The following is a 23,685-nucleotide window of genomic DNA, read 5'->3' as shown; positions in this document are numbered from 1 at the left end:
CTTTCTACCCAACTATTGAGGCCACTTCCTTCAATCCTTCTTCTCGTGAACGTTCGAACCATTTCAGTCGTTCTCTTAATTGGACTACATCACCGACGACAATCATGGCTGGATTTTCTATGTGTTTTGATTTAACAACGATGTCTTTAATTGTCCCTGTCACCGTTTTCTGCTCCTCTGTTGTTCCCCACTGCACCAAAGCCACAGGTGTATGGAGAGGTCTTCCGTACTTCAACAGCCGCTCACAGATCTCAGGAAGCTTCTTTACTCCCATATAAATACACAAAGTATCCATACTCTTAACGACTCGCTCCCAATACGCCTCTTCATCGCTTCCGGTTTTATTGACTCCCGATATGAAAGCGACTGAAGAACTATACTCCCTGTGGGTCACAGGGATGCCTGCATAAGCAGGCGCGGCAATACCAGAAGTGATGCCTGGAACGATTTCATAAGGAATATTCCGTTTGGCAAGCTCTTCTGCTTCTTCTCCTCCGCGCCCAAATACGAAGGGGTCCCCTCCTTTCAATCGTGTAACGACTTTCCCTTTCAAAGCATACTTACATAAGAGATGATTGATGGACGTTTGGCTAAGGGCGTGATGATCGGGACGTTTTCCGCAAAAAACAAGTTCCGCATCCTCCCTCGCCTCATTCAGGAGCTCTTGATTGATCAAGCGATCATAAAGTATGACATCTGCTTTTTGTATCGCCTTTAGTCCTTTTACTGTAATAAGGTCGTAATCCCCTGGTCCCGCTCCTACGATATACACGTTTGTCATCTTCCGGCCCCTTTCGTTACACCCAATTTTTATCTTGTAAAAGTTTCCACACTTGTTCGGCACAGCTTTTCACATCGTACGCTTTAGAATCTAGCACCAGTTCCGGTTGCAAAGGTTTCTCATAAGGGGCATCCACACCTGTAAACCCTTTGATCTCTCCATCCCTGGCTTTTTTATAAAGTCCTTTAGGGTCACGGTTTTCGCACTCTTCAATTGGACAGTCCACATAGATTTCTATAAAGTCCCCGGCTTGCATCGAAGCTCTCACACGATCCCTGTCTTTTTGATAGGGTGAAATGAATGCTGTTAAAACAATCGTTCCACTATCTGCAAAAAGCTTCGCAACTTCACCGATCCGTCGAATGTTCTCTTCCCTGTCTTCTTCTGAAAATCCAAGATCCGAGTTTAGCCCCTGCCTGACGTTATCTCCATCCAGCAAATAACTCTGCAATCCCTTTTCGTGGAGAACCTTATTTAATTGATTGGCAATGCTTGATTTGCCTGATCCTGATAGACCTGTAAACCAAAGGACCCCGCTGTGATGGCCGTTTTTCTTGCGATAACCTTCTTTACTGATGGATGCTTCGTGCCAGGTAAGGTTTGTCGTCACTTTCTTCATCCTTTCACTTCGGCTGTCTTCTGTAAGCCTTCGATCAGTACATCCACGACTTCTGGACGACTGAACGCTTTTGGTGGTTTCTCACCATTTCTCAAAAGCTCCCTTACTTTCGTACCGGACAAAATCAGATGATTCTCTTTATCGTGTGGACATGTTTTATTAGACGCCATCGACTCACACGCTTTGCAATAAAAACTATGCTCAAAGAAAAGCGGAGTGATGCCAAGTTCTCCTTTCTCGTAGTGACTGAAAATCTTCTGTGCATCATACGTTCCGTAGTAATCACCGACTCCTGCATGATCACGCCCAACAATGAAATGAGAGCACCCGAAATTTTTTCTTACAATTGCATGGAAAATCGCTTCCCGGGGTCCTGCGTATCTCATAGCCGCATTAAAAACAGCTAAAATCACTCGATCTTTTGGATAATAATTTTCCAATAACACTTGGTAACTCTTCATGCGGACATCGCTCGGAATATCATCGCTTTTCGTCTCCCCGACAAGAGGGTTGAGAAACAATCCATCCACGGTCTCGAGCGCTGCCTTTTGGATATATTCGTGAGCCCTGTGCACAGGGTTTCTTGTCTGAAATCCAACTACTTTTTCCCAACCCAGTTGCTCAAATCGTTTCCTTGATTCTGCAGGGTCCAAATAAAAGGATTCTCCGTGTTCATAAGGAGGTTTTTGAAACACCTCAATATCTCCTGCCACATACCAATCGGGGCGCTCGAATAATTTTTTGACACCTGGATGGGCATCATCAGAGGTTGCGTACACGTTTTCTGCTTCTTTTTCTTTATCCGGTTTGAAAAGATCGGTAATGGTTATAACCCCATACACCACTCCGTCCTTGATGAGCTGTGCTTTTCTTCCGAGATTCTCTGCTTGTTTTTCTGTCACCGGAAGTGTGATTGGAATACTCCACGGCTCTCCATCGCTCAGCCGCATGGTATTCACAACGGATGTATAAGTCTTTTCATCCATAAATCCACGTAAAGGGCTATATGCACCATTAGCAATTAAACCGAGATCACTAAGCGCCATGGAGTCAAGCTCGATGAGATCTTCCGGTAGCTCCTCTGGTCTTTTTTCCTTCCACCTGTTTATCAGCACTCCACCGTGCGGGGGGATGATTGACATATCCATTCCTCCTTCAAGGTTATTCATCTTGACTGTTTTCTGTTGTATGCAAGCCGCATTCCGTTTTATTGAACCCTTTCCACCGGCCTGACCTACCGTCATCCGCCGCCTGGGCTGTACATGGAATGCATCCGACACTAGGATAATTTTGATCGTGCAATTCATTGTAATCCAAGCTATTTAGTCGGATATACTGCCATACGTCATCCCATGTCCAGTGAATCAATGGGCATACTTTTACCGATTTGAATCGTTCATCTTTATTAACAAAGTTTGTTTTTTTCCGGCTCGGAGATTGCTCTCTCCTCAACCCGGATAGCCATGCATTTCTTCCATGGAGAGCGTCCTCAAGCGGTTTGATCTTACGGATGTAGCAACATTGATTCGGTTTCCGTTTCCAAAGAGCTGATCCGTATTGCTCGGCTTGTTCATCCAGGCTCATCTCAGGTTGTTTCATCGTTATGTTTAAATCTGGATATCTCTGTTTTACTTTTTCAATCAGCTGGTAGGTTTCCTGAAAATGGATGCCCGTATCAAGAAACACGACTTCGGCATCCGGTTTTTCTTTAGAAATTAAATCAATGAGAACGATTCCTTCTGCGCCGAAACTGCAAGCATAAACAATGTCTTCATACTCCTTGTAGGCCCAGCGAACAATTTCCGATGCTCCTTTCGTATCTTCTTTCGGTGGATCATCGGTAAATGGATTCTCAAAAGATTGATAGGTGATGTGTGGTTGTGTCATGTCCTCCTCCTCTCTTAAATAGAAAAATGCCTTTCTTCCCGATAAGAAGAAAGGCATTTACAATGTCATGTAAACTGCATTCTCCCTATCTTCTCAAGCGCTTAACGCCTGCTGGAATTGGCACAGTATCTGTTTACATTCCTAGACCCGTTGCCGAGGCTTCAAAGGGCCAGTCCCTCCACCTCTCTAGATAAGAAAAGCTTATGAAATTTTCTGAAAAACAAGTTGATACAAATCTTATGCTCCTTTTCATCATATGTCAATGCTTTTTAGAAAAATTACAACTTTTCTGTTTTTTTATTAACATTGGATTGACAAATGAAAAGATGTTCGTTAATTTTATAATTATTCTAAAAACTACATACAATCCTTATGAAGAGCCGGGGGAGGAATCTGGTCTGAAGATCCCGCAGCAACCTTTAACCAGGTGCTCATTCCAGCAGCCATCCGGCTGAAAGATAAGGTGTGGACGATCCCCCTTCTTTCAGATGGGGGATTTTGTTTGTTTCAATTTTTTTAAACATAAAACCTAGTAAGTGCATAGGAATAGTAAAAATGACGATGACCTATGTATAATTAAGGAGTGGTACACATTGCAAAAACTGACCATTTTCGCCTTCATCGGTTTTATAGCACAGCTGATGGATGGAGCGCTCGGCATGGGGTTTGGCCTTAGCTCTTCGACGATCCTCCTGTCCTATGGACTGGCGCCTGCTGTCGCTTCTGCATCCATCCACATGTCGCAGATTGCCACAACGGCTGTTTCAGGTTTTTCTCACTATAAGTTTGGCAACGTTGATAAGCGGCTTGTGATGATCATTTCTATTCCAGGTGCAGTCAGCGCTTTTTTTGGAGCTGCTTTTTTAAGCCGAATTCCAGGAGATTATATTAGGCCTTACATATCCATGTTTCTCCTGCTATTAGGCATTTACATCGTCATTCGTTTTCTATTCCTTTCGAAGAAAACGGACAGAAGACCAAAAAAAGCCGTAAAAAAACGATTTCTTCTGCCTCTTGGAATAGCAGGAGGATTCCTGGATAGTGTCGGAGGTGGCGGATGGGGTCCGGTCAACACCCCTGCTCTGCTTACCCGATCAGGAATTGCTCCAAGGAAAGTCATCGGAACGGTAGATACAAGTGAATTCCTGGTAACGATTTCAGCTACAGTAGGTTTTTTGATTTTTTTAGGTCATGACCAATTCAGTTGGCTCCTCATCACCTCATTCGTTCTCGGAGGGGTCGTTGCAGCCCCTATCGCCGCTTGGCTTGTAAAGATTCTCCCCTCTTCTGTTCTTGGAGTACTAGCCGGTGGCTTTATCATTCTTACAAACGCAAGGACTTTATTAACTTCCGTTCCTCTACACACGCATTTACTAACATTCGTGTACACGCTCCTTGTTTCCAGTTATCTTTTCATCGTGCTTTCTTCCATCAGAAATCATTTGAAATTGAAAAGAGCGATCATCCGGGAACAAGCATAAAAAACGCAGCTCTATGAAGAGCTGCGTTGTTGTATCTATTATTCAATGGAGAAGATATAAGAATAGATCGGTTGACCGCCTTTGTGGATCTCCACTTCTAAATCTTCAAATGTTTCTTCTATGAAGGATTCAAGTGCTGCCACATCTTTTTCGTCGACTTCTTCACCAGTCAAGATCGTGAGGATTTCATCTTCATCTTCATCAATCATTTGGTTCAGCAACGTTTTAGCCGTCGTTAAAGCACTTTTATCTGTAGCAGAGATTTTGCCATCAGCGATTCCCATAAAGTGATCTTTGGAAATGTCCAACCCATCAATTTGAGTATCTCTGACTGCGTACGTAATTTGACCTGTTTTCACTTCAGACATGAGGCTGAGCATTTCCTCTTTATTGGATTCAAGGTCAGCTTCCGGGTTGAACCCTAGAAGAGCACTCATCCCTTGAGGAATGGTTTTCGATGGAATGACAGCAACCTCAACATCCGCTAATTCAGCAGCTTGTTCAGCAGCCATGACGATATTCTTGTTATTCGGCAGGACAAGCACACGTTTCGCATGCGCTTCCTTGATCGCTTCTGAAAGATCTTGAGTACTCGGGTTCATCGTTTGGCCGCCTTGAATGACGACAGTAGCTCCAAGACTCTCAAACAGTTTCTTGATCCCGTCTCCCATGCTTACTGTAACGATTCCATACTCTGCTTTTTGATCGGACTTAGGCTTGGCTTTCTTTTTGTCACCGACGATCGAGGTATGCTGTTCACGCATGTTCTCAATCTTCATGTTGACAAGACTGCCGTACCTTTGTCCTAAGGTCATCGCTTCTCCTGGATACTCCACGTGTACATGGACTTTGATCAACTCTTCATCAGAGACGACAAGGAGTGAATCCCCCATTTCACTGAGCTCGTTACGAAATGCTTCTTCATCATAAGGATGCTCAGCAAGCTTGTCTTCTTCAAATTTGACCATGAATTCTGTACAATAGCCAAATTCGATATCTTCTGTATTCATGAAGTCTTGATTCAACTTGTGGTGTTCCGCATTAACCATCTCGTCCATGGATACCGTTTCTTCAAGATCTGGAAGTTCTTCTCCTTTCAAATTCGCAAGAAAGCCTTCGTAGATCGTGACAAGGCCTTGACCACCACTATCCACGACACCTACTTCTTTCAAAACTGGAAGTAGTTCAGGCGTGCGCTTCAATGATTTCCTAGCTGCTTGAACGACACCTTCGATGAATGGAATGAAGTCTGTTTCTTTTTCAGCGATTTCGACTGAAGCTTCGGCAGCCTCTCTTGCTACGGTAAGGATGGTTCCTTCCACTGGTTTCATAACGGCTTTATATGCAGTCGTGACACCACCTTGAAGAGCGTCTGAGAAGTCTTTGGTTGTTATGACTTCTTTGTCTTCAATCGCCTTGGAAAAACCACGGAAAATTTGCGAGAGAATAACACCGGAGTTTCCACGCGCACCCATCAGGAGACCTTTGGAGAGGGACTGGGCTACGGTTCCTACATGATTCTGGTCCACATTCCGCACTTCTTCAGCTCCAGAAGTCATGGACAGATTCATATTTGTTCCCGTATCGCCATCCGGTACAGGGAAAACATTCAAAGCATCGATCATTTGAGAGTTCTGTTTCAAATGATGAGCTCCTTGCAAGATCATTTCGGCAAGCGTCTTGCCGTCTAACTTTTGTAACGTCACACTTACTTCCTCCTTTGACTACAACCGCGATCTATTCAGTTGTCACACGGACTCCCTGAATGAAAATATTCACAGAATCCACGGACAAACCAACTGTTTTGTTTAGTGTGTATTTTACTTGTGATTGGACATTATTAGCGACTTCGGAAATCTTAGTTCCGTAACTCACGATAATATACATGTCTATATGGAGGCGATCTTCATCCTGTCTGACAACGACTCCTCTGGAAAAATTCTCTTTGCGGAGCATTTCAGATAAACCGTCACGGATCTGATTTTTTGATGCCATTCCGACGATCCCATAGCACTCAACAGCGGCTCCTCCAGCAATCGTTGAAATGACTTCATTGCTAATAGTAATATGACCATATTGGTTATTTAAATCAACAGACATAATAGATCCTCCTTTATAATCCTCATCAATCCTACCCTATTATAACACAAAAATGGGAAATGAATTTCTGTTCAATGGTAAGAAAATGACCTGGATATCCCTATTATACTGTGTAACAATTCATAAGTTCTGTCAAGAAAAAATTCTTGATATAATTCTGACTAGATTATTGCAAACACCTTATCTATATGATAAAGTTACTAAGTATCTGATGATTTATGTATGTAACAGGAGGGATTTTCATGGCACGCAGAAGTGTTCTATCTGGTAAAGGTACACGTTCAGGTAACCACCGTTCACACGCGATGAACGCTAATAAACGTAAATTTAAAGCTAATGTTCAAAAAGTTCGCATCCTTGTGGATGGCAAGCCTCAAAAGGTTTACGTAACAGCACGTGAACTTAAGTCCGGCAAAGTACAACGCGTATAATTGCTGAGGCAGAGCTTTAAAGCTCACAAAAAAAGCACCCTTTCCGGGTGCTTTTTTTATTTGTCTCAGATAAATAAACGGGCGCTTTTGGTGCTCTCCGGAGCTCAGCCCATGTGTACCCCGGAGCTTTCTGTTTTGGTCCTAATCTTTTTTAAATGTACTTATGACTGCGCGCACTAAACCCCCGACGAACCGTGGGAGTTTGATCGTATAAAATTTCAAAAGAGCCCCCTCCTCCTATATGAACTAATGCGAACTCCCTTATTCCCCTCAAGTAGGCAAGTCTGTACTTCTTATTACTAAGAGTATGCCTGACTCAAATGAAAAAGTACCTGTATCTTCAATCAGTCGATTTGAGATGCAAAGGGTGGATCCAAATGGCAGATACGCTTGATCCAAAGGGTAGTAGAACCCTTTGAGCGTAATGTTTTTCACTTCAAGTGTGACCGGTAAGAAGGAAACATACGGATAACATTCATCCTCTTCTATCCTATGCTCACCAGCTGGGACTAATTCCACCCGATTCTGTCGGTCGATAATCGTACTCTTTACATTTTCCTTCATGAGAGGGTATAGAAGTTGCAAGTTCGCTTGAGAATGATCGATCCGACCACCGGTCACTCCGAATAATAGAATATGCTCCGGACGTAAACGAAGTGCTTCATTTATGGCTAACTCCAAATCGGTTTCGTCTTTTTCATCCGGGTAAACCAACACCTGTTTGGATTTTTTTTTGATTGCTGATAGTGACTGTTCCGATACAGAATCAAAATCTCCGATGGATAGATCAGGTTCTAAGCCATGCTCAATAAGGACCTCCGCTCCTTGATCTGCCCCGATCCAAAAACATTCATCGCATGTGTATTCTTTTAAATCCGGTATGTAAGACTTGGGGCCACCACCCACAACGATTACTCTCTTCATATCCTTAACATCCTTTCATTTTCACTCACCATTAAAAACTCTACTCCACTCTTCGGTATAGCTCACAATTGTCGAAGACTCAGTTCGGGATTCGTTTGCCATAAAGGAGCTAGGGGTGGCTGGGAAGCTACTCGCTTTCCTGTGGAGTAGCGCCGAGCTTCCTCGGGCGGTCTGCCGCACTAAGGGATCTCGCCGATCTCCTTCTCCCACGGGAGTCTCGCAGCTTCCCAATCACCCCATTCTTAGTAAGGGATAAACGAACACCTATACTAAAGGAAGTGTCTCCCACTTCCCCGTCCTAAGCAGGCATAAAGCGCTCTGTATCAAGCTAATTAATTCTGAATGCCCACTGCGGAGAGGTTCTATGCTCCACTTTCCTCATTCATTCAAGCTGATTTTCCCAGAAATGATTTCGAGAGTCTTCCATGGCAAAGGGGCGGAGGGGAATGGCGAGACTCCTGCGGGAAGAGAGTGCTTGGTGAGACCCCGCAAGGCGTTAGCCTGAGGAGGCTCAACGCGCTCCCGCGGAAAGCGAGCTAATACCCGCAGCCCCGATCCACTCAAAAACATCTCGAAATCAACTCATCAAGAATCCTGCCATTATCTTCAATGTGAAGATTTCTCTTAATGTAAAATGTAACTTATTTTTGTACTGGTTGCCAATAATACAAGAGAATGAAAAAGCTCAAAGGACTGGGATCCTTTGAGCTTTCTTATCATGAGGATGATTTTCTGATTTCTTCGATTGCCTTTTTACGGTCTTCCTGATTGAAGATGGCACTGCCGGCGACGAGAACGTCTGCTCCTGCTGAGGTGCAAAGGTGGGCCGTTTCGGCTTTTACTCCACCATCGACTTCAATCTCAAAGGACAATCCTTCTTCTTCTCTCCACTGAGCGATCTGTTCGATTTTTGGTACAACCGAATGGATAAACGATTGACCTCCAAATCCTGGGTTGACCGTCATTAAGAGAACAAGATCGACATCTTGAAGGATCGGGCGAATCGTCTCTGCTGGAGTGGCCGGGTTAATAACGACACCTGGTTTTACGCCATGGCTTTTGATCAATTGAATCGTTCGATGGAGATGCGGACACGCTTCCTGATGAACGGTAATGATATCCGCCCCTGCTTTTGCAAATGCTTCGATGTACTGATCTGGGTTCTCAATCATTAGGTGCACATCAAGTGGCAAGTCAGTCACTGGACGTATATGGTCGACAATCAATGGACCAATTGTAATATTAGGAACAAAGTGTCCATCCATGACATCCACATGGATATAATCGGCTCCTCCACGTTCGACATCCATGATTTCTTCCCCAAGTTTAGCAAAATCAGAAGCTAGAATGGATGGTGCAATTTTGGTCATGATTAATACCTCGGCTTTCTATTCTGTATTTCGTTCAAAAATTGTAGGTAATGCTCATAGCGCTGCGCGGAAATCTCATTAGCCTTTACGGCAGACTTTACGGCGCACTTTGGTTCTTTATTGTGCAGGCACCCTCGGAATTTACAGTCGTTCTGTACCTCCACGAACTCTGGGAAACACTCAGGCAGTTGATCCATTTCCAACTCTCCGAATTCCAGTGAACTGAAACCAGGTGTATCTGCGACAAGACCCTCAGCTATTTCATAAAGTTCTACGTGACGAGTCGTGTGTTTTCCGCGACCTAAACTCTCTGAAATTTCATCCGTATCAATGGAGAGTCTAGGGTCGATGGAGTTAAGCAAAGATGATTTGCCGACGCCCGACTGTCCGGCAATAACTGTTGTACGACCAGCCAGGTGAGATTGGACTTGTTCCATGGATTCATGATCATCAACTGCAGATAAAATGACGGGATACCCGATTTTTTCATAAAGCGTCTTATAACTCTCCATCACTTCCATTTGTTCTTCATCCAGTTGATCCATCTTGGAAATCACAATAAAAGGTTCAATTCTCTTTTCTTCTACAAGGACGAGAAAGCGATCCAGTAACAAAGCATTGAAATCCGGGTGAACAGCAGAAGTGACGATCAACGCCTGATCAACATTTGAAATTGGAGGCCTTACCAACTCATTCTTCCTGTTTTCGATGGATAGAATATACCCTTCTTCCTTATTTTCCGCCTTAAATTCTACGAGATCACCTACTAGAGGGGTGACTTTCTTTTTACGGAAATTCCCCCTGCCCCTGCATTGATAGACCTCTCCTTCACATAGGACATAATAGAACCCGCTCAATGATTTAATAATTTTTCCTACTGGCATTTTTTCACCTCTTAATACGGTACTTCCACTTCTTCTTGATAGACTTGTCCATTTCTCATCACCCAGTATTTCGCTACTTCTCCAGGTTCAATGGTTAAGGTTATTTCAAACGTCTTTGTTTCTGTAATCATTTCACTGATCACCGGTGTACTGCCATTTCGGCTGGCATCGTTCACATATATCAACACTTCCTGACCCTCGGGTTCAGGCTGCTCCCCTTCTTGCTCGCCATCAGTCTGCCCTTCTTCCTCAATCGTTTCCGGTTCATATAGAATCTCAATTGAAACTGATTCATTTCTAGGAGGTTTTGGTTTAGGTCCTTTAGAAATAACTAAGTTTACGGTAGATCCTTGTTCTACCTCCGTTGAAGCATCTGGGGTCTGCCTGATTACAATACCTTCTGGCACTTGTTCTGAGTATTCAGAAGTGACATTGGATTCGAGATTATTACTTTTCAAGTATCTCACTGCGAAATCTTTATTAGCACCTACTAATTCTTCTAAGTCTATCGTTTCTTCACCGGAACTTACACTGAATGAAACCGTTGTATCCTCTGGAATGACACTACTTCCTGGACTAGGACTCAGATGTGCGATAATTTTACCTTTCGATACCTCACTACTCGTCTGTTCGTATGAATTAACTTTCTCATAGCCTTTCTCTTCCAACTCTTCTTTCACACGATCAAAATCCTGTCCTGTATAATCCGGGAACTCTACTCTCTCTTTTCCATTGCTAATATAAACGGTAACATCTGAACCCTCTTTTACCGTCATCCCTGCTTCAGGATCTGTTTCAATGACATCGCCCTCTTCCACATCATCAGAAAAACGGGTTTCTCTAGTCACAGTAAGATTCAAGTCGCTCAATTGACTATAAGCCGCCTCATACTCTTCTCCTGCAAAATCAGGAATTTCCACATCTGCAGGCTGGATGATCCCGGGAATCGTGAATAAAGCCACAAGCCCCCCAATCATCAACAACAGGATAACGGTTAAAATCCAAGGCCATACTTTCCGCTTCTTTTTCTGCTTATTTTCAGCAGGTGGCGGATCTGCAGCTGTTTCCTTATATGTCTTTGTCGGCGATGTGGGGGCAGGATTGACAGGTTGGTGGTCACTCGTATTGATGATCGTATCTTCATTAGGGGAATCCCCATAGGCTTCGTTTGTGATGACAGGAATTGCTTTGGTTTTTTCATCATCCCCGTCATCAGGTCGTGTGAAAACCGGCTCATCTGCACGGTGGGGTTCCAGGGAAGTTTCAATATCCTGTTCCATTTCCAATACGGATTCATAGCGGTGAAAAGGGTCTTTGGCCGTTGACTTCAAGACAACATTCTCAACACTTTGAGGCAAGTCGGCATTCCATCTTTTCAATGAAGGCGTTTCATGCTGCAAATGTTTCAATGCGATCGAGACGGGGGATTCCCCTGAAAAAGGGAGCCTTCCCGTCAGTAATTCGAAAAAAACGATGCCCAGCGAATAAACGTCGGACTTTTTGGTCGCCATTCCCCCTCTTGCCTGTTCTGGAGAAAGGTAATGAACAGAACCAAGAACAGAGTTTGTCTGAGTCAACGCCGTCGCACTAAGAGCCATGGCAATTCCGAAATCCGTCACTTTTACGTGACCGTAATGATCAATGAGTATATTCTGGGGTTTGATATCCCTATGAACGATCTCATTGTCATGTGCGTGAGCGATTGCAGATGTGATCTGCTTCATGATGTCTACAGCTTCAGACACGTCAATTGGGCTGTGTTTTTGAATATACTGTTTTAACGTCAAGCCGTCGACGTATTCCATGACCATAAAATAAATGTCTTCCTCTTCTCCGACATCATAGATGTTGACGATATTCGGATGGGAAAGACTAGTAGCCGATTGGGCCTCTCTATGAAAACGAGCGATGAATTCTTCATCATTCCCATGCTCAAGTCGCAATACTTTAATGGCAACGTCCCTGTTTAGAATGGTATCGTAAGCAAGGTAGACATTTGCCATACCGCCGCCACCGATCATCTCTTGTACACGATAACGGTCATTAAGGAGACGGTTAATCAACATTATTCCGCACCTTCTTTCTGGTCGGAAGAAGGTTGGTGGTGTACGATGGCGAGCGTGATATTGTCTTCCCCGCCTCGTTCATTGGCAAGGTCAATCATTTGCTGCGTAAACGACGACCAGTCTCCTTCAAAGGTTTTCAATTCACTTAATTCCTCATCACTAACTTTATTCGTCAGGCCGTCTGTGCATAAAAGAAGACGGTCATCTTCTTCGAATTCCATCGTTTTCACATCAGCTGTCAAATCAAATTCTGTTCCAAGCGCTTTTAATAATACATTTTTCCGGGGATGATGCTCGGCTTGCTCTTCGGTAATCTGTCCTGAACGCACGAGTTCGTTGACGAGAGAGTGATCCTCTGTAATGGCGTTGAAACCATAAGAATTAGCAAAATAACAACGGCTGTCTCCGATGTGACCAATACTTGCAAATTCATCTGTACAAAGGGCCACAACTACAGTGGTTCCCATCCCCGCACACTCTTCATGTTCATTCGCATAGGATTTGATTTCATTGTTAGCTGAACGGACCGCTTCTTTGATCCATTCTTCTGCTTCACCAGGGTTCTCAATGACCTTTGCTTCCTGCCATTTATTATGTAAGTGGGAGGTCGTCATCTGGCTGGCTACATCACCTGCCTGGTGTCCACCCATACCATCAGCTACGATGGCAAGAATCTGGCCTGCATCGTTTTTGAAAACTCCGCCGGCATCTTCGTTATGAACCCTGACTTTTCCCTGATCTGTTTCGTAATAACCTATCATGGTCTCACCTGCCTCATATTTATAACATCGATAAAACATGGGTGCTGATTCTTAGGTGGTTTTCCTCACTTTGTCTCAAACGGAAGGGAACAAACGGTTGCAACATTTCTATTATTGCAACCGTATATTCATGGTTTTTTGTTGCTCGTGTATCTTACTTTTTCAACAAACGAGTCAAGAAAAATCCATCTGTATCCCATTCTTGAGGGAAAAGCTGAAGTCCTAATTCAGAGAGGCCCTTTGCCTGCTTAAGGCCTTCTGGAAGCTCCTCGAAGAAAGCAGGATCCACTTCAAAATCCGGGTGCTCGTTTAGGAAATGCTGAACGGCCTCCTCATTTTCGTGACGATCTACCGTACACGTACTATAGACAAGCTTTCCGCCAGATGTAAGTAGTGGCGCGACTTCTTTCAATAAGTCATCCTGAATTTTTCTTAAAGAGAAGATGTCTTCTTCTTTTTTATGGTATTTAATATCTGGTTTCCCACGCAATACCCCAAGTCCCGAACAAGGCGCATCCAATAAGATTCGCTCAAATGCACCGGGGGCATGTTTCTCTCCCAAGTTCCTTGAGTCTGCCTGACTGGCGGTAATGGATGTGAGCTGCAGTTGTTCGGCTTTTTTGCTAACAAGCTTCGCTTTCTTCTCATGCAGGTCATAGGCAACAACTTGCCCTTGGTCTTCCATTTTTTCAGCAATGTGAGTGGTTTTACCTCCAGGCGCGCTGCAAGCATCAAGCACCTTCATTCCCTTTTGAAGATCCATCATTTCCGCGACAAGCATGGAACTCTGGTCTTGAACCGTAACAAACCCTTCTTGAAATAGTGAATGGGATAGAATCGCTCCTTCAAGAACAAGAAAACCTTGAGGGGAGAGGCTGCTCTCTTCGACTTTGAAGCCATCGCTTCGGAGTTGATCCATCGCCTCTTCACGCGAAATCCTAAGTGGCTGAACCCTTAGAGACATGGGAAGGTGTTGATTGTTCGCCTCGCACATCGCTTTCGTCGTTTCAAATCCGTACTGCTCAACCCATCGATTAACGAGCCATTGAGGGTGACTGGTTTCAGTAGCCATCCGCTCCACAGGATCTTCAATTTTTTCTACACTCTGTACTCCCTTACGCTGGACGTTCCGAAGCACACCGTTCATAAAGGAAGAGATTCCTTTATGTCCCCGTTTCTTCGAAATTTCAACAGCCTCATGGATAATGGCATGATCCGGAACTCGTTCAAGAAAGACCATTTGGTATACAGACATGTAAAGGAGCCAGCGAACCCATGGCTTGATTTTCTTTTGGTTGGCGATATACGGCTGGATGGAATAGTGGATCAAATCCCTGCGTTGGAGGGTTCCGTATACAATTTCTGTTAAAAGAGCTCCATCCTGGCGGGAGAGTTTTTGTTTAGAAATTTCCCGATCTAATAAAACGTGACTAAACCCACCCTGCTCACCTATTCGAGTGAGCAGATCGAGGGCTGATTCTCTTAGTGCATATTTAGTCATGCGTCTCACCCAGACGTTCTCCGACCTTCAACGACTGACCAGCTCCATTAATAAATGCTTGGCCGTCCATTTTCTTTTTACCAGATGGCTGCAGTGAAACGACCTTCACAGCTTTGTTCCCACCTGTCGTGACAAGGAATCCATCTTCATCGATTCTCACGACGGTCCCTGGTACTTCGTCAAATGCACCTTCCATTTTTTCTATCCACCAGACTTTCATTGGTTTCTCGTTCCAATAAGTATAAGCGACAGGCCAAGGGTGAAGTCCACGGACATGGTTATAGACGGTCTGTTGATCCTTATTCCAATCGATGAGTTCCTGCTCCCTTTTGATATTGGAAGCAAAAGTCACTTTGGACTCATCCTGTTCTTCCGGGGTGATCTCACCATTCAACAACTTAGGAAGCGTATCCGCCAATAAGTCCGCTCCGGCTATGGAAAGTTTGTCATGCAACGTTCCCACATGGTCACGGTCTTCAATCGGGACAGTAACTTTCGACAGCATGTCTCCGGCATCGAGGCGTTTAACCATATACATGATGGTGACTCCTGTCTCTTTTTTTCCTTCGAGAATGCTGTAATGGATCGGGGCGCCACCTCTGAATTCAGGCAGCAGGGATGCATGGACATTGATACACCCATGTTTCGGCTCCTGTAGTAAAGCTTCCGGTAAAATTTGACCGAAGGCAGCAGTTACGATCAAGTCGGGATCGTAAGCAAGAACTTCTTTGTATTCGTCTTTGATTTTTTCTGGTTGAAACACAGGAATTCCGTGCTTTTCCGCTGCTATCTTTACAGGTGGAGGGGTCATCGTTTTCTTTCTCCCTTTTGGACGGTCCGGTTGTGTGATCACAAGGACAACCTCATGCCCCTCTTCAATAATGCGGTCAAGGACAGGTACGGCGAAATCCGGTGTCCCCATAAATGCGATTCGTGTCATGATTTTGTTGCTCCCTTCTTGCTTACATCAGCTGATACGGTTGGAAATCCACCGTAATCTGCAAACCATTTTCCTGTTTCATTTCATCTTCATAATAATGCAATATCCGTTCAACGAATTTTCGCTGCTCAGGTTCCTTCTTGTATTTTATCATGCATTGATAGCGATATCTATTATTGATCCTAGTAAGCGCAGATGGAGTCGGACCTAGAACATAAGATTGATCAGAAAGCTTCTGCTGCATGAACATGGTGATTTTTTGTGTCACTTCCTGCACTTTCAATTGATTGGGATGTGAGATTGTAAATAGAGTCAAGAAGAAGTAAGGAGGATAGTTGAAAGCTTTCCTCAGTTTCATTTCTTCTTGGAAAAATTGTTCATAATCGTATTGACTCGCAAGTTCGATGCTGTAATGTTCCGGTGTGTATGTTTGTACGACGACTTCTCCTGGCTTTTCGTGTCTGCCTGCCCTACCGCTTACTTGAGTAAGGAGCTGGAATGTCTTTTCCGAGGCCCGGAAGTCGGGAAGGTTGAGAAGTGCATCCGCTGCAAGGACACCGACAAGGGTAACATTTCCAAAATCCAGTCCTTTGGCGATCATTTGCGTGCCCAGTAATATATCGGCCTGTCCTTCTCCGAACTTTTTCAGTAACCGTTCATGTGCCCCTTTTCTTCTTGTGGTGTCGACGTCCATGCGGATCACACGTGCTTCTGGAATCAATTCTTGAAGCGCCTCTTCCACTTTTTGTGTCCCAGTTCCGAAATAACGGATGGTTTTGCTCTCACACTCCGGACACTCCGCAGGCATAGGTTCCTCATGTGAACAATAGTGGCATTTCAAGCGATTCTGCTTTTTATGGTACGTAAGAGCAATGTCACAATGAGGACACTCACTGACATGGCCGCAGTCCCTACACATAACGAAGGTGGAATATCCACGTCTATTCAGGAAGAGCACGACCTGCTCTCCTCGTTCGATTCGTTCTTCGATTTTCTCTTTCAATGTGATGGAAAACATCGAACGGTTTCCACGATGAAGTTCGTCTCTCATGTCTACAAGATCGACAGCAGGCATGATAGACTCATTCATCCGCTTCTTCATTGTCAACAACTGATAATTGCCTTTGACAGCCCTGGCGTAACTTTCAAGGGCTGGTGTAGCACTCCCTAAAACGACCGGACATTGATGCGTCTTTCCCCTTTCTATGGCGACATCTCTCGCATGGTACCGCGTTCTGTCTTCCTGCTTATAACTCGTTTCGTGTTCTTCATCGATAATGATCAAGCCGATGTTCGTAAATGGAGCAAAAATGGCAGACCTCGCTCCCACCACGACTTGGACCTCTTTGCGCTGAATCTTTCGCCATTCATCATACTTTTCTCCCGCTGACAAGGCACTGTGAAGGACAGCGACTTTTGAACCGAACCTTCCTTTGAAACGTTCGACCATCTGAGGTGTTAAAGCAATTTCAGGCACAAGCATGATGGCCTCTTCACCTTTATCGATGACTTCTTGAATGGACTGCAAATAGACTTCCGTTTTCCCGCTTCCCGTCACACCATGAAGCAGAAATACTTCATGAGCGTTCTCTTCGATCGTTTTCAGGATCGGTCGGATCGATGTCTCCTGTTCCTCTGTCAACGGGAAAGGATGCGTGCGTTCGAACTCGCGATTACCGTATGGATCCCTGAGTACTTCCTGCTTGAATTCGCGGATCAACCCCTGTGCGAGAAGCGGCTTCAATGAGGCTGGAGTAGTTGATAGTGCATCCAATAGACGCTTTTTCTCGACTGCATCCGGATACTCCAAAAAGTACTCGACAATGGTGCGCTGTTTTTTAGCTTGCGGCGAAAGGTCTTCAAGCTTTTCCTCTAATTCCATCGGACTTAAATCAGGCTCGACCATCGTCATCGTTTTCTTCGTTTCCCGGCTTTTCACTTCATAATGGACATCAACTTCTCCATCATTCATGTGTTTACGAAGTGTGTGGTACCCAATGCCTGATTTCTCGAATTCTTCAAAATCCACTACCGCTCGTCCATCAAATAGTGTGTCTAGATCAGAATCGAGGGAATCCTCGGTCAGCTTCCACAACTCTTTCCGATATTTGGCTTTCATCACTTGAGGGAGCATGACCTGGAGACAGGAGATGTAATAACTCAACGTGTTCTTTGATAACCATTTCCCAAGTTGCAGGAGTTCTTCGGTCAGCGTTGGGATGACATCAAGCACATCAGTAATTTTTTTCACGGAGGAAAATGAACTTGTTTCTGAAAGAGCCACGACATACCCTAAAATTTTCCGTGGGCCGAAGGGCACGATCACACGTACCCCGGGCTGAACGATCCCTTCGAACGTTTCCGGTATTTCATAATCGAAAGGACGATTGGTGTTTTGAGAGGGTACATCGACAATGACATTTGCAATCAAAGGGTTTCACTCTCCATCTCACCACTAGCTACCATGAGAATGTTTTCGGCGAGCTCGTCTTTGCTCATTAACGGGTACGTCATTTCTTCCCCTCTTTTGGTAATAAAGAGCGAAGCATTGGTATCTGTACCGAACCCTGATCCTTCTTCGGATACATTATTGATGACAATTGCATCAAGGTTCTTCTTAACCAGCTTCTGCCTGCCATACATTTCCACATCGGTCGTCTCTGCAGCAAATCCAATTAAGTATTGATGTTCTTTGCGTTCTCCAAGCTCCATGAGAATATCTTTCGTCCGCTCCATCTCAACGATATAGTCCCCTTGTTTCTTCTTCATCTTTTGATCGTAGGTGATTTTCGGACGATAATCAGCAACGGCCGCAGACTTGATGACAAGGTCTTGGTCAGGATAGGCTTTTAAAACTTCTTCATACATTTCCTGTGCTGTTGTAATTGGAATCACATCCACTCCTGATGGAGGATCGAGGGCTACTTGACCTGAGATAAGTGTCACATTCGCTCCGAGTTGTTTAGCTTTTTGTGCCAGGGCATACCCCATCTTACCTGTCGATGGATTCGTGAAATAACGTACGGGATCGATCTGCTCACGGGTTGGCCCTGCCGTTATAAGTACTTTTTTGCCCTTGAGCGGTTGAGGTCGTTGATATTCTTTCTGAAGAACTTCGACTATCGATTCAGGCTCTTCCAAACGCCCTTTTCCAACATAGCCACACGCTAGGTAGCCTTCTCCAGGTTCGATAAACCGGAAACCCCAGGCGTCGAGCTGTTTTAAATTTTTCATAACAGCGGGATGGCTGTACATATGGACATTCATTGCCGGTGCAATATAAACAGGTGCCTCGGTCGCAAGTAAGGTCGTCGAAAGCATATCATCGGCTAAACCATTGGCGAGCTTTCCAATGACATTGGCAGTCGCGGGGGCGATTAAGAAGAGGTCCGCCCAGTCAGCGACATCGATGTGCTGGATTTGGGAAGAATCTTGCTCATCAAAGGTGTCCGTATAAACAGGCTGTCTGGATAATGCCTGAAAAGTCGTGGGTGCTACAAATTTTTGAGCGCTGTTTGTCATGATCACTTTTACAACCGCCCCTGCTTGAACGAGCTTGCTAGTTAATGCGGCTGCTTTATAGGCGGCGATTCCACCTGATACTCCTAAGACGATCTTTTTTCCGTTCAACATTTGAGAGACCCCTTTACTAAAAAATGTTGTCACTAAAACACGTAGGAAAAGCCGCGCTGTTTCAATGAAGAAGCGCGGCTTTTCCTACGTTGTTTCGATGTTCTTATGTGGTTTCCGTTCGTTCCTGGATTTCATCCGCTTCGATATAGTTCAATTTTCCATCGCGGATCTCTTCAAGTGCGACACCGACTTGTTGGTGGGAAGTCGGATGCTCGACCATCGGTGCACTTCCTTGTTTCAATTCACGCGCTCTTCTAGCAGATAGCGTTACGAGTGTATACTTGGATTTGATTTGTTTCTGTAGGGAATCAATGGACGGTTCTAACATCATGATTATTCATCCTCCAATGCTTTTTTATATTGATGGGCGACACGTTCACGTTTGCAGTGTTCACTGGCAACGATCGATTTCACTTTCGTTACAGCATTGTCAATCTGATCGTTAACGACGACATAATCATACGCATCCATCATATCAATTTCTTCTTTTGCTGCCTTTAGGCGGTTTTTCACTTTGTCTTCGGTTTCTGTCCCGCGGTTGACAATCCGGTCTTTCAACTCTTCTAAAGAAGGTGGAATCAAAAAGACGAACACGCCTTCAGGGAAGTTTTCCCTTACTTTGAGTGCTCCCTGGACTTCAATTTCCAAAAAGACATCTTTGCCTTCGTTCAATGTCTGCTCGACGTATTGACGGGGGGTTCCATAATAGTTTCCCACATATTCCGCATGTTCAATCAATTGGCCTTCGCTGATCAATTTCTCAAACTCATCTCTTGATTTAAAGAAATAATCGACTCCGTCCACTTCACCTTCCCGTGGATCACGAGTCGTCATGGAAATGGAATAGCGCAAATCCGTCGATTGTTCAAATAATGCTTTACGTACGGTTCCTTTTCCAACACCTGAGGGGCCGGAAAGGATGAATAAAATACCTTTCTGATCAATCACTGCAAAAAGTCCTCCTAGTTTTCATCTGAGATCTCGTCGTTACTGATGACGCGCTGTCCGACGGTTTCCGGCTGGACGGCTGAAAGGACGACATGATCACTATCTGTAATGATGACCGCTCGCGTACGGCGGCCATATGTAGCGTCTACTAATTTATTATTGTCACGGGCGACCGTGATGATACGTTTGATCGGAGCGGATTCAGGCGAAACAATAGAAATAATACGATTCGCAGATACGACGTTTCCAAAACCGATATTGATTAATTTCAAGCTCAAAGCTGACTCCTCCTTCTTCTGACCAAGCACTTTCATGACTACCTCTATTATATGAAAAAACTAGGCATAAACACAATTGTTATTCCACATTTTGTACTTGTTCTTTCACCTTTTCAATTTCGCTCTTCAAATGAACGACCATTTCCGTCATTTTGCCGTCATTGGATTTCGACCCAATCGTATTCACTTCACGGTGCATTTCCTGCACAATGAAATCGAGTCTCCTTCCAACAGGCTCATCAATGGAAAGTGTGTCTTCAAATTGGATAAAGTGGGACTGGAGTCTTGTCAACTCTTCTGTCACGTCCCCTTTCTCTGCAAGCAAAGCGACTTCCTGGAGGATTTTTGTTTCATCGGGCCGGATGTATTCTTGCGTGTATTCTTCCACACGGGACCGAATTCTCTCTTTATATTCTTTGATTACCATCGGCCGCCTTTCGTCCAGGCTGCTGAGCCAAGACCGGATTTTCCCGATACGTGTTTGAAGATCTTCGTAGAGCTCGTAACCTTCTTTCTTCCGCATCTGTACCAATTGGATGACAGCATCGTCCATGGCCTCTAATAAAGCCATTTTCAACTCATCAGAATCGTTTTCCATCTCTTTTTCTAAAAAAACATGGTCTAACTTGGTTACCATATCAATAGAAATATCCCCCGTCAAATCATAACGGCGCTGAATCTCTTTCAATCGGGCGACATATTGATCGACCATTTCCCAATGGACATCGATTTTCTTATCCCATAACTCTTCCCCTTCAACCGTTACAAAAATATCGACCCGGCCCCGGTCCAAACGACCTTTGACGACTTGTTTCAGTCGCTCTTCCAAAAACAACAAAGTGCGGGGAATTTTGGTTGTGATATCTAAAAACCGATGATTCACCGACCGGATCTCTACATGAATTTTGGTTTCTCCAACTTCAACTGTACGTTTTCCATATCCTGTCATACTTTTCACTTTTTGATCATCACCTATATGTAAAATGAATTCCTCCCCTATTTTATCAAAAGGTTGGATGGTGGTGCGAATCTTTGGCTTTGCCTGATGAAAAATCTTAGAACAACGCGCTTTACTCATGCTATACTTCTAACAGTAGAGAGGTGAAGACGATGTCTTTTGACGGAATTGTAACCCGGGCGATCACGAACGAATTGAATGAAACGATCCAGTCCGGACGTATTATGAAAATTTATCAGCCAACCGAAACGGAACTTGTCTTTACAGTCCGTTCCAATCGAAAAAAACACACGCTATTGTTGTCCGCACACCCAAGCTATGCCCGCTTCCATTTGACGGACGATCAATACCACAACCCTAAAGAACCACCGATGCTGTGTATGCTTCTTAGAAAGCATTTGGTCGGAGGTTTTATTGAACGCATCGAACAGGTGGATATGGAACGAATTGTGAAGTTCCATATCCGGACACGCAACGAAGTCGGAGACGAAACAATGAAAACGCTCATCATTGAAGTGATGGGGAAACACTCCAACATTCTGCTCGTCGACGAAGAAGAAGGACATATGCTCGACAGTATCAAGCATTTGCCTCCTTCTCAAAACCGGCACCGGACGATTATGCCCGGCCAGCCTTATAAACTCCCGCCAGAACAAGGGAAAATCAACCCATTAGATCTAGAACCAGAAGCATTTATCAGAAAATTGGATTTTAACTCTGGTAAAATGGATAAACAAATCTTGAGTGTGGTGATGGGTTTCTCACCGATGGTCACGAAGGAAATTGTTTACCGCGCAGGCCTTGGTGGTGCCGAAGCTTTGAAGGAAGCTTACCGCGAAATTCGAGAGGCGATCCTCAAACACCAGTATGAACCACAAATTCACCGGGCGGATAAAGAACAATTTTACGTGATCCCACTACACGCTTTTTCAGGTGAAGTGGAAAACTTCGATCGCGTCAGTGCAATGCTGGATGATTACTATTCAGGCAAAGCTGAGCGTGACCGTGTCAAACAGCAGGCAGGAGATCTGCACCGCTTCTTGAAAAATGAACGCGATAAAAACAAGCGGAAAATTAAGAAACACGAAACGACAATGAAGAAATCAGAATCCGCGGAAGAGTATCAAAAGCTCGGAGAACTTTTGACGGCCCATATGCATTTGGTCAAAACAGGAGACGTATCCGTGACGGTCGTTGATTATTATGACCCTGACCAATCAGAGATGACCATTGAGCTCAACCCTAACAAAACACCGAGTGAAAATGCCCAAAGCTATTTCCAAACGTATGGGAAACTGAAGAAATCCAAAGAAGTGGTACAAAAGGAAATACAGAAAGCTGAAGATGAAATTCTTTATTTCGATCGTCTCATTCAACAAGTGGAAGCAGCCAGAGAAGAAGACATCGAAGAAATTCGTGAAGAACTGCGTGAGCAGGGGTACTTGAAGAAGAAGCCGGCTACAAAAGGGAACCGTAAAAACAAACCCCAAAAACCGAAGCCGGAAAGCTTTGAATCAACAGATGGCACCTTGATTTACGTTGGAAGGAACAACAAGCAGAATGAATACTTGACGAACCGGTTGGCCAACAAAATGGACATTTGGCTTCATGCCAAAGACATTCCAGGCTCCCATGTCGTCATCCGTGATGAAGACCCGAGTGAAGATACATTATTTGAAGCCGCCCAGTTGGCTGCAAATTTCAGTAAATCCAGTAGATCCTCTTCGGTTCCGGTCGACTACACGCGGATCCGCCACGTGAAAAAGCCATCAGGAGCGAAGCCGGGTTTTGTCACTTATGACCAGCAACAGACGTTGTTCGTCACACCGGATGCCACCTTCATCAAACGATTAAAGAAAAAAGACTGAACCACAAGTCCCTGTGCCTAAAAATGGAACAGGGATTTTCACATACCTTGATGGTCATAAACCAATAATAAAAAGGCAACTAGATCTGATGTAGGAGGTTGCTGTTATGCCAAAGAATTCTAAATCGAAACGTAACCCGAAGAAGAGCAGAGATGCGGTTCAACCAGCTACTGGAGAAGAACGCATTACGATCTCGAAAGCTGGAGAAAGCCCTTACGATCGGAATAGATAAACAAAAAGCAGCGCGTGCACTTT

General features: G+C 44.4%; 24 protein-coding genes and 2 riboswitches. Of the genes, 4 read left to right on the top strand and 20 right to left on the bottom strand.

Annotated features, from left to right (window positions below):
- Positions 1-4: 4 nt before the first annotated feature.
- Genes cobA through ACXACN_RS04295 form a run of 4 tightly spaced genes read right to left on the bottom strand, consistent with a single transcriptional unit; the run spans position 5 to position 3,287 of the window.
- Entirely contained in the window at positions 5-781 is a 777-nt protein-coding gene (gene cobA / locus ACXACN_RS04310) for a uroporphyrinogen-III C-methyltransferase (RefSeq protein ID WP_474962592.1), read from the bottom strand.
- A 16-nt stretch (positions 782-797) separates the two neighbouring features.
- A complete protein-coding gene (cysC, locus tag ACXACN_RS04305) occupies positions 798-1,391 on the bottom strand; it encodes an adenylyl-sulfate kinase (RefSeq protein WP_474962591.1) in 594 nt (197 codons plus the stop codon).
- Between the two features lie 5 nt (positions 1,392-1,396).
- Positions 1,397-2,542 carry a sulfate adenylyltransferase gene (gene sat / locus ACXACN_RS04300; protein WP_474962589.1) on the bottom strand — a complete coding sequence of 382 codons (1,146 nt, stop codon included), beginning with the start codon at positions 2,540-2,542 and terminating at the stop codon, positions 1,397-1,399.
- 19 nt (positions 2,543-2,561) lie between these two features.
- Positions 2,562-3,287 (bottom strand): phosphoadenylyl-sulfate reductase, encoded by a 726-nt coding sequence (locus ACXACN_RS04295; protein ID WP_474962588.1) that lies wholly within the window; start codon positions 3,285-3,287, stop codon positions 2,562-2,564.
- Between the two features lie 82 nt (positions 3,288-3,369).
- A riboswitch (SAM riboswitch) is annotated at positions 3,370-3,484 on the bottom strand.
- A 170-nt stretch (positions 3,485-3,654) separates the two neighbouring features.
- Positions 3,655-3,752, top strand: a riboswitch (SAM riboswitch).
- A gap of 128 nt (positions 3,753-3,880) precedes the next feature.
- Between ACXACN_RS04295 and ACXACN_RS04290 the strand changes: the two genes are divergently transcribed.
- Positions 3,881-4,768, top strand: coding sequence for a sulfite exporter TauE/SafE family protein (locus ACXACN_RS04290; protein WP_474962587.1), 888 nt, complete (start codon positions 3,881-3,883; stop codon positions 4,766-4,768).
- Between the two features lie 38 nt (positions 4,769-4,806).
- Here the strand turns inward: ACXACN_RS04290 and ACXACN_RS04285 are convergent, their stop codons facing one another.
- Together ACXACN_RS04285 and ACXACN_RS04280 are read right to left on the bottom strand one after the other, a co-directional pair.
- Positions 4,807-6,474, bottom strand: a complete 1,668-nt coding sequence (locus ACXACN_RS04285) for a DAK2 domain-containing protein (protein WP_474962585.1) — start codon at positions 6,472-6,474, stop codon at positions 4,807-4,809.
- Positions 6,475-6,505: 31 nt separating this feature from the next.
- Positions 6,506-6,868 carry an Asp23/Gls24 family envelope stress response protein gene (locus ACXACN_RS04280; protein WP_160913106.1) on the bottom strand — a complete coding sequence of 121 codons (363 nt, stop codon included), beginning with the start codon at positions 6,866-6,868 and terminating at the stop codon, positions 6,506-6,508.
- A 242-nt stretch (positions 6,869-7,110) separates the two neighbouring features.
- Between ACXACN_RS04280 and rpmB the strand changes: the two genes are divergently transcribed.
- Complete coding sequence (gene rpmB / locus ACXACN_RS04275; protein ID WP_035505437.1) at positions 7,111-7,299, top strand: 50S ribosomal protein L28; 189 nt, start codon at positions 7,111-7,113, stop codon at positions 7,297-7,299.
- A gap of 141 nt (positions 7,300-7,440) precedes the next feature.
- Here the strand turns inward: rpmB and spoVM are convergent, their stop codons facing one another.
- From spoVM to ACXACN_RS04205, 14 genes are all read right to left on the bottom strand, one after another.
- Positions 7,441-7,521, bottom strand: coding sequence for a stage V sporulation protein SpoVM (gene spoVM / locus ACXACN_RS04270; RefSeq protein ID WP_035505439.1), 81 nt, complete (start codon positions 7,519-7,521; stop codon positions 7,441-7,443).
- Between the two features lie 48 nt (positions 7,522-7,569).
- Complete coding sequence (locus tag ACXACN_RS04265; RefSeq protein WP_474962584.1) at positions 7,570-8,223, bottom strand: thiamine diphosphokinase; 654 nt, start codon at positions 8,221-8,223, stop codon at positions 7,570-7,572.
- A gap of 716 nt (positions 8,224-8,939) precedes the next feature.
- On the bottom strand, positions 8,940-9,593 hold the full coding sequence (rpe, locus tag ACXACN_RS04260) for a ribulose-phosphate 3-epimerase (protein ID WP_474962583.1): 654 nt from the start codon (positions 9,591-9,593) through the stop codon (positions 8,940-8,942).
- A 2-nt stretch (positions 9,594-9,595) separates the two neighbouring features.
- Positions 9,596-10,477 (bottom strand): ribosome small subunit-dependent GTPase A, encoded by an 882-nt coding sequence (gene rsgA, locus ACXACN_RS04255; protein WP_474962582.1) that lies wholly within the window; start codon positions 10,475-10,477, stop codon positions 9,596-9,598.
- Positions 10,478-10,488: 11 nt separating this feature from the next.
- Positions 10,489-12,543 carry a Stk1 family PASTA domain-containing Ser/Thr kinase gene (gene pknB, locus ACXACN_RS04250; protein WP_474962580.1) on the bottom strand — a complete coding sequence of 685 codons (2,055 nt, stop codon included), beginning with the start codon at positions 12,541-12,543 and terminating at the stop codon, positions 10,489-10,491.
- Positions 12,543-13,304, bottom strand: coding sequence for a Stp1/IreP family PP2C-type Ser/Thr phosphatase (locus tag ACXACN_RS04245; protein WP_474962579.1), 762 nt, complete (start codon positions 13,302-13,304; stop codon positions 12,543-12,545). The genes pknB and ACXACN_RS04245 overlap by 1 nt, the downstream gene beginning before the upstream one ends.
- A gap of 154 nt (positions 13,305-13,458) precedes the next feature.
- Positions 13,459-14,805 carry a 16S rRNA (cytosine(967)-C(5))-methyltransferase RsmB gene (rsmB, locus tag ACXACN_RS04240; protein WP_474962577.1) on the bottom strand — a complete coding sequence of 449 codons (1,347 nt, stop codon included), beginning with the start codon at positions 14,803-14,805 and terminating at the stop codon, positions 13,459-13,461.
- Positions 14,798-15,745 (bottom strand): methionyl-tRNA formyltransferase, encoded by a 948-nt coding sequence (gene fmt, locus ACXACN_RS04235; protein WP_474962576.1) that lies wholly within the window; start codon positions 15,743-15,745, stop codon positions 14,798-14,800. Before fmt ends, rsmB begins: the two co-directional genes overlap by 8 nt.
- Positions 15,746-15,767: 22 nt before the next feature.
- Complete coding sequence (priA, locus tag ACXACN_RS04230; RefSeq protein WP_474962574.1) at positions 15,768-18,176, bottom strand: primosomal protein N'; 2,409 nt, start codon at positions 18,174-18,176, stop codon at positions 15,768-15,770.
- A complete protein-coding gene (gene coaBC, locus ACXACN_RS04225) occupies positions 18,173-19,378 on the bottom strand; it encodes a bifunctional phosphopantothenoylcysteine decarboxylase/phosphopantothenate--cysteine ligase CoaBC (RefSeq protein WP_474962572.1) in 1,206 nt (401 codons plus the stop codon). The genes priA and coaBC overlap by 4 nt, the downstream gene beginning before the upstream one ends.
- Positions 19,379-19,481: 103 nt before the next feature.
- Positions 19,482-19,709, bottom strand: coding sequence for a DNA-directed RNA polymerase subunit omega (gene rpoZ, locus ACXACN_RS04220; RefSeq protein WP_474962571.1), 228 nt, complete (start codon positions 19,707-19,709; stop codon positions 19,482-19,484).
- Between the two features lie 2 nt (positions 19,710-19,711).
- Entirely contained in the window at positions 19,712-20,326 is a 615-nt protein-coding gene (gene gmk, locus ACXACN_RS04215) for a guanylate kinase (RefSeq protein ID WP_089654637.1), read from the bottom strand.
- A gap of 14 nt (positions 20,327-20,340) precedes the next feature.
- Positions 20,341-20,604: an extracellular matrix/biofilm regulator RemA gene (remA, locus tag ACXACN_RS04210; protein ID WP_027954142.1), complete on the bottom strand. Its 264-nt coding sequence runs from the start codon at positions 20,602-20,604 to the stop codon at positions 20,341-20,343.
- A gap of 79 nt (positions 20,605-20,683) precedes the next feature.
- A complete protein-coding gene (locus ACXACN_RS04205) occupies positions 20,684-21,682 on the bottom strand; it encodes a YicC/YloC family endoribonuclease (protein ID WP_474962569.1) in 999 nt (332 codons plus the stop codon).
- Between the two features lie 32 nt (positions 21,683-21,714).
- Between ACXACN_RS04205 and ACXACN_RS04200 the strand changes: the two genes are divergently transcribed.
- Positions 21,715-23,430, top strand: coding sequence for an Rqc2 family fibronectin-binding protein (locus ACXACN_RS04200; RefSeq protein ID WP_474962567.1), 1,716 nt, complete (start codon positions 21,715-21,717; stop codon positions 23,428-23,430).
- Positions 23,431-23,536: 106 nt separating this feature from the next.
- Positions 23,537-23,662, top strand: a complete 126-nt coding sequence (locus ACXACN_RS04195; protein ID WP_474962565.1) for a hypothetical protein — start codon at positions 23,537-23,539, stop codon at positions 23,660-23,662.
- Positions 23,663-23,685: the final 23 nt, after the last annotated feature.

This window comes from Halobacillus sp. AWM4_238 (assembly GCF_056158265.1).
Note: the sequence above shows the minus strand (reverse complement) of the source record. Positions and strands in the feature narration are given on the sequence as shown.

Excerpts from the sequence above, each read along its gene's own strand:
- cobA (WP_474962592.1), bottom strand. The coding sequence starts at position 781 with ATGACAAACGTGTATATCGTAGGAGCGGGACCAGGGGATTACGACCTT.
- sat (WP_474962589.1), bottom strand. The coding sequence starts at position 2,542 with ATGTCAATCATCCCCCCGCACGGTGGAGTGCTGATAAACAGGTGGAAG.
- ACXACN_RS04295 (WP_474962588.1), bottom strand. The coding sequence starts at position 3,287 with ATGACACAACCACACATCACCTATCAATCTTTTGAGAATCCATTTACC.
- ACXACN_RS04280 (WP_160913106.1), bottom strand. The coding sequence starts at position 6,868 with ATGTCTGTTGATTTAAATAACCAATATGGTCATATTACTATTAGCAAT.
- rpmB (WP_035505437.1), top strand. The coding sequence starts at position 7,111 with ATGGCACGCAGAAGTGTTCTATCTGGTAAAGGTACACGTTCAGGTAAC.
- ACXACN_RS04265 (WP_474962584.1), bottom strand. The coding sequence starts at position 8,223 with ATGAAGAGAGTAATCGTTGTGGGTGGTGGCCCCAAGTCTTACATACCG.
- rpe (WP_474962583.1), bottom strand. The coding sequence starts at position 9,593 with ATGACCAAAATTGCACCATCCATTCTAGCTTCTGATTTTGCTAAACTT.
- rsgA (WP_474962582.1), bottom strand. The coding sequence starts at position 10,477 with ATGCCAGTAGGAAAAATTATTAAATCATTGAGCGGGTTCTATTATGTC.
- pknB (WP_474962580.1), bottom strand. The coding sequence starts at position 12,543 with ATGTTGATTAACCGTCTCCTTAATGACCGTTATCGTGTACAAGAGATG.
- ACXACN_RS04245 (WP_474962579.1), bottom strand. The coding sequence starts at position 13,304 with ATGATAGGTTATTACGAAACAGATCAGGGAAAAGTCAGGGTTCATAAC.
- rsmB (WP_474962577.1), bottom strand. The coding sequence starts at position 14,805 with ATGACTAAATATGCACTAAGAGAATCAGCCCTCGATCTGCTCACTCGA.
- fmt (WP_474962576.1), bottom strand. The coding sequence starts at position 15,745 with ATGACACGAATCGCATTTATGGGGACACCGGATTTCGCCGTACCTGTC.
- coaBC (WP_474962572.1), bottom strand. The coding sequence starts at position 19,378 with ATGTTGAACGGAAAAAAGATCGTCTTAGGAGTATCAGGTGGAATCGCC.
- rpoZ (WP_474962571.1), bottom strand. The coding sequence starts at position 19,709 with ATGATGTTAGAACCGTCCATTGATTCCCTACAGAAACAAATCAAATCC.
- ACXACN_RS04205 (WP_474962569.1), bottom strand. The coding sequence starts at position 21,682 with ATGAGTAAAGCGCGTTGTTCTAAGATTTTTCATCAGGCAAAGCCAAAG.
- ACXACN_RS04200 (WP_474962567.1), top strand. The coding sequence starts at position 21,715 with ATGTCTTTTGACGGAATTGTAACCCGGGCGATCACGAACGAATTGAAT.
- ACXACN_RS04195 (WP_474962565.1), top strand. The coding sequence starts at position 23,537 with ATGCCAAAGAATTCTAAATCGAAACGTAACCCGAAGAAGAGCAGAGAT.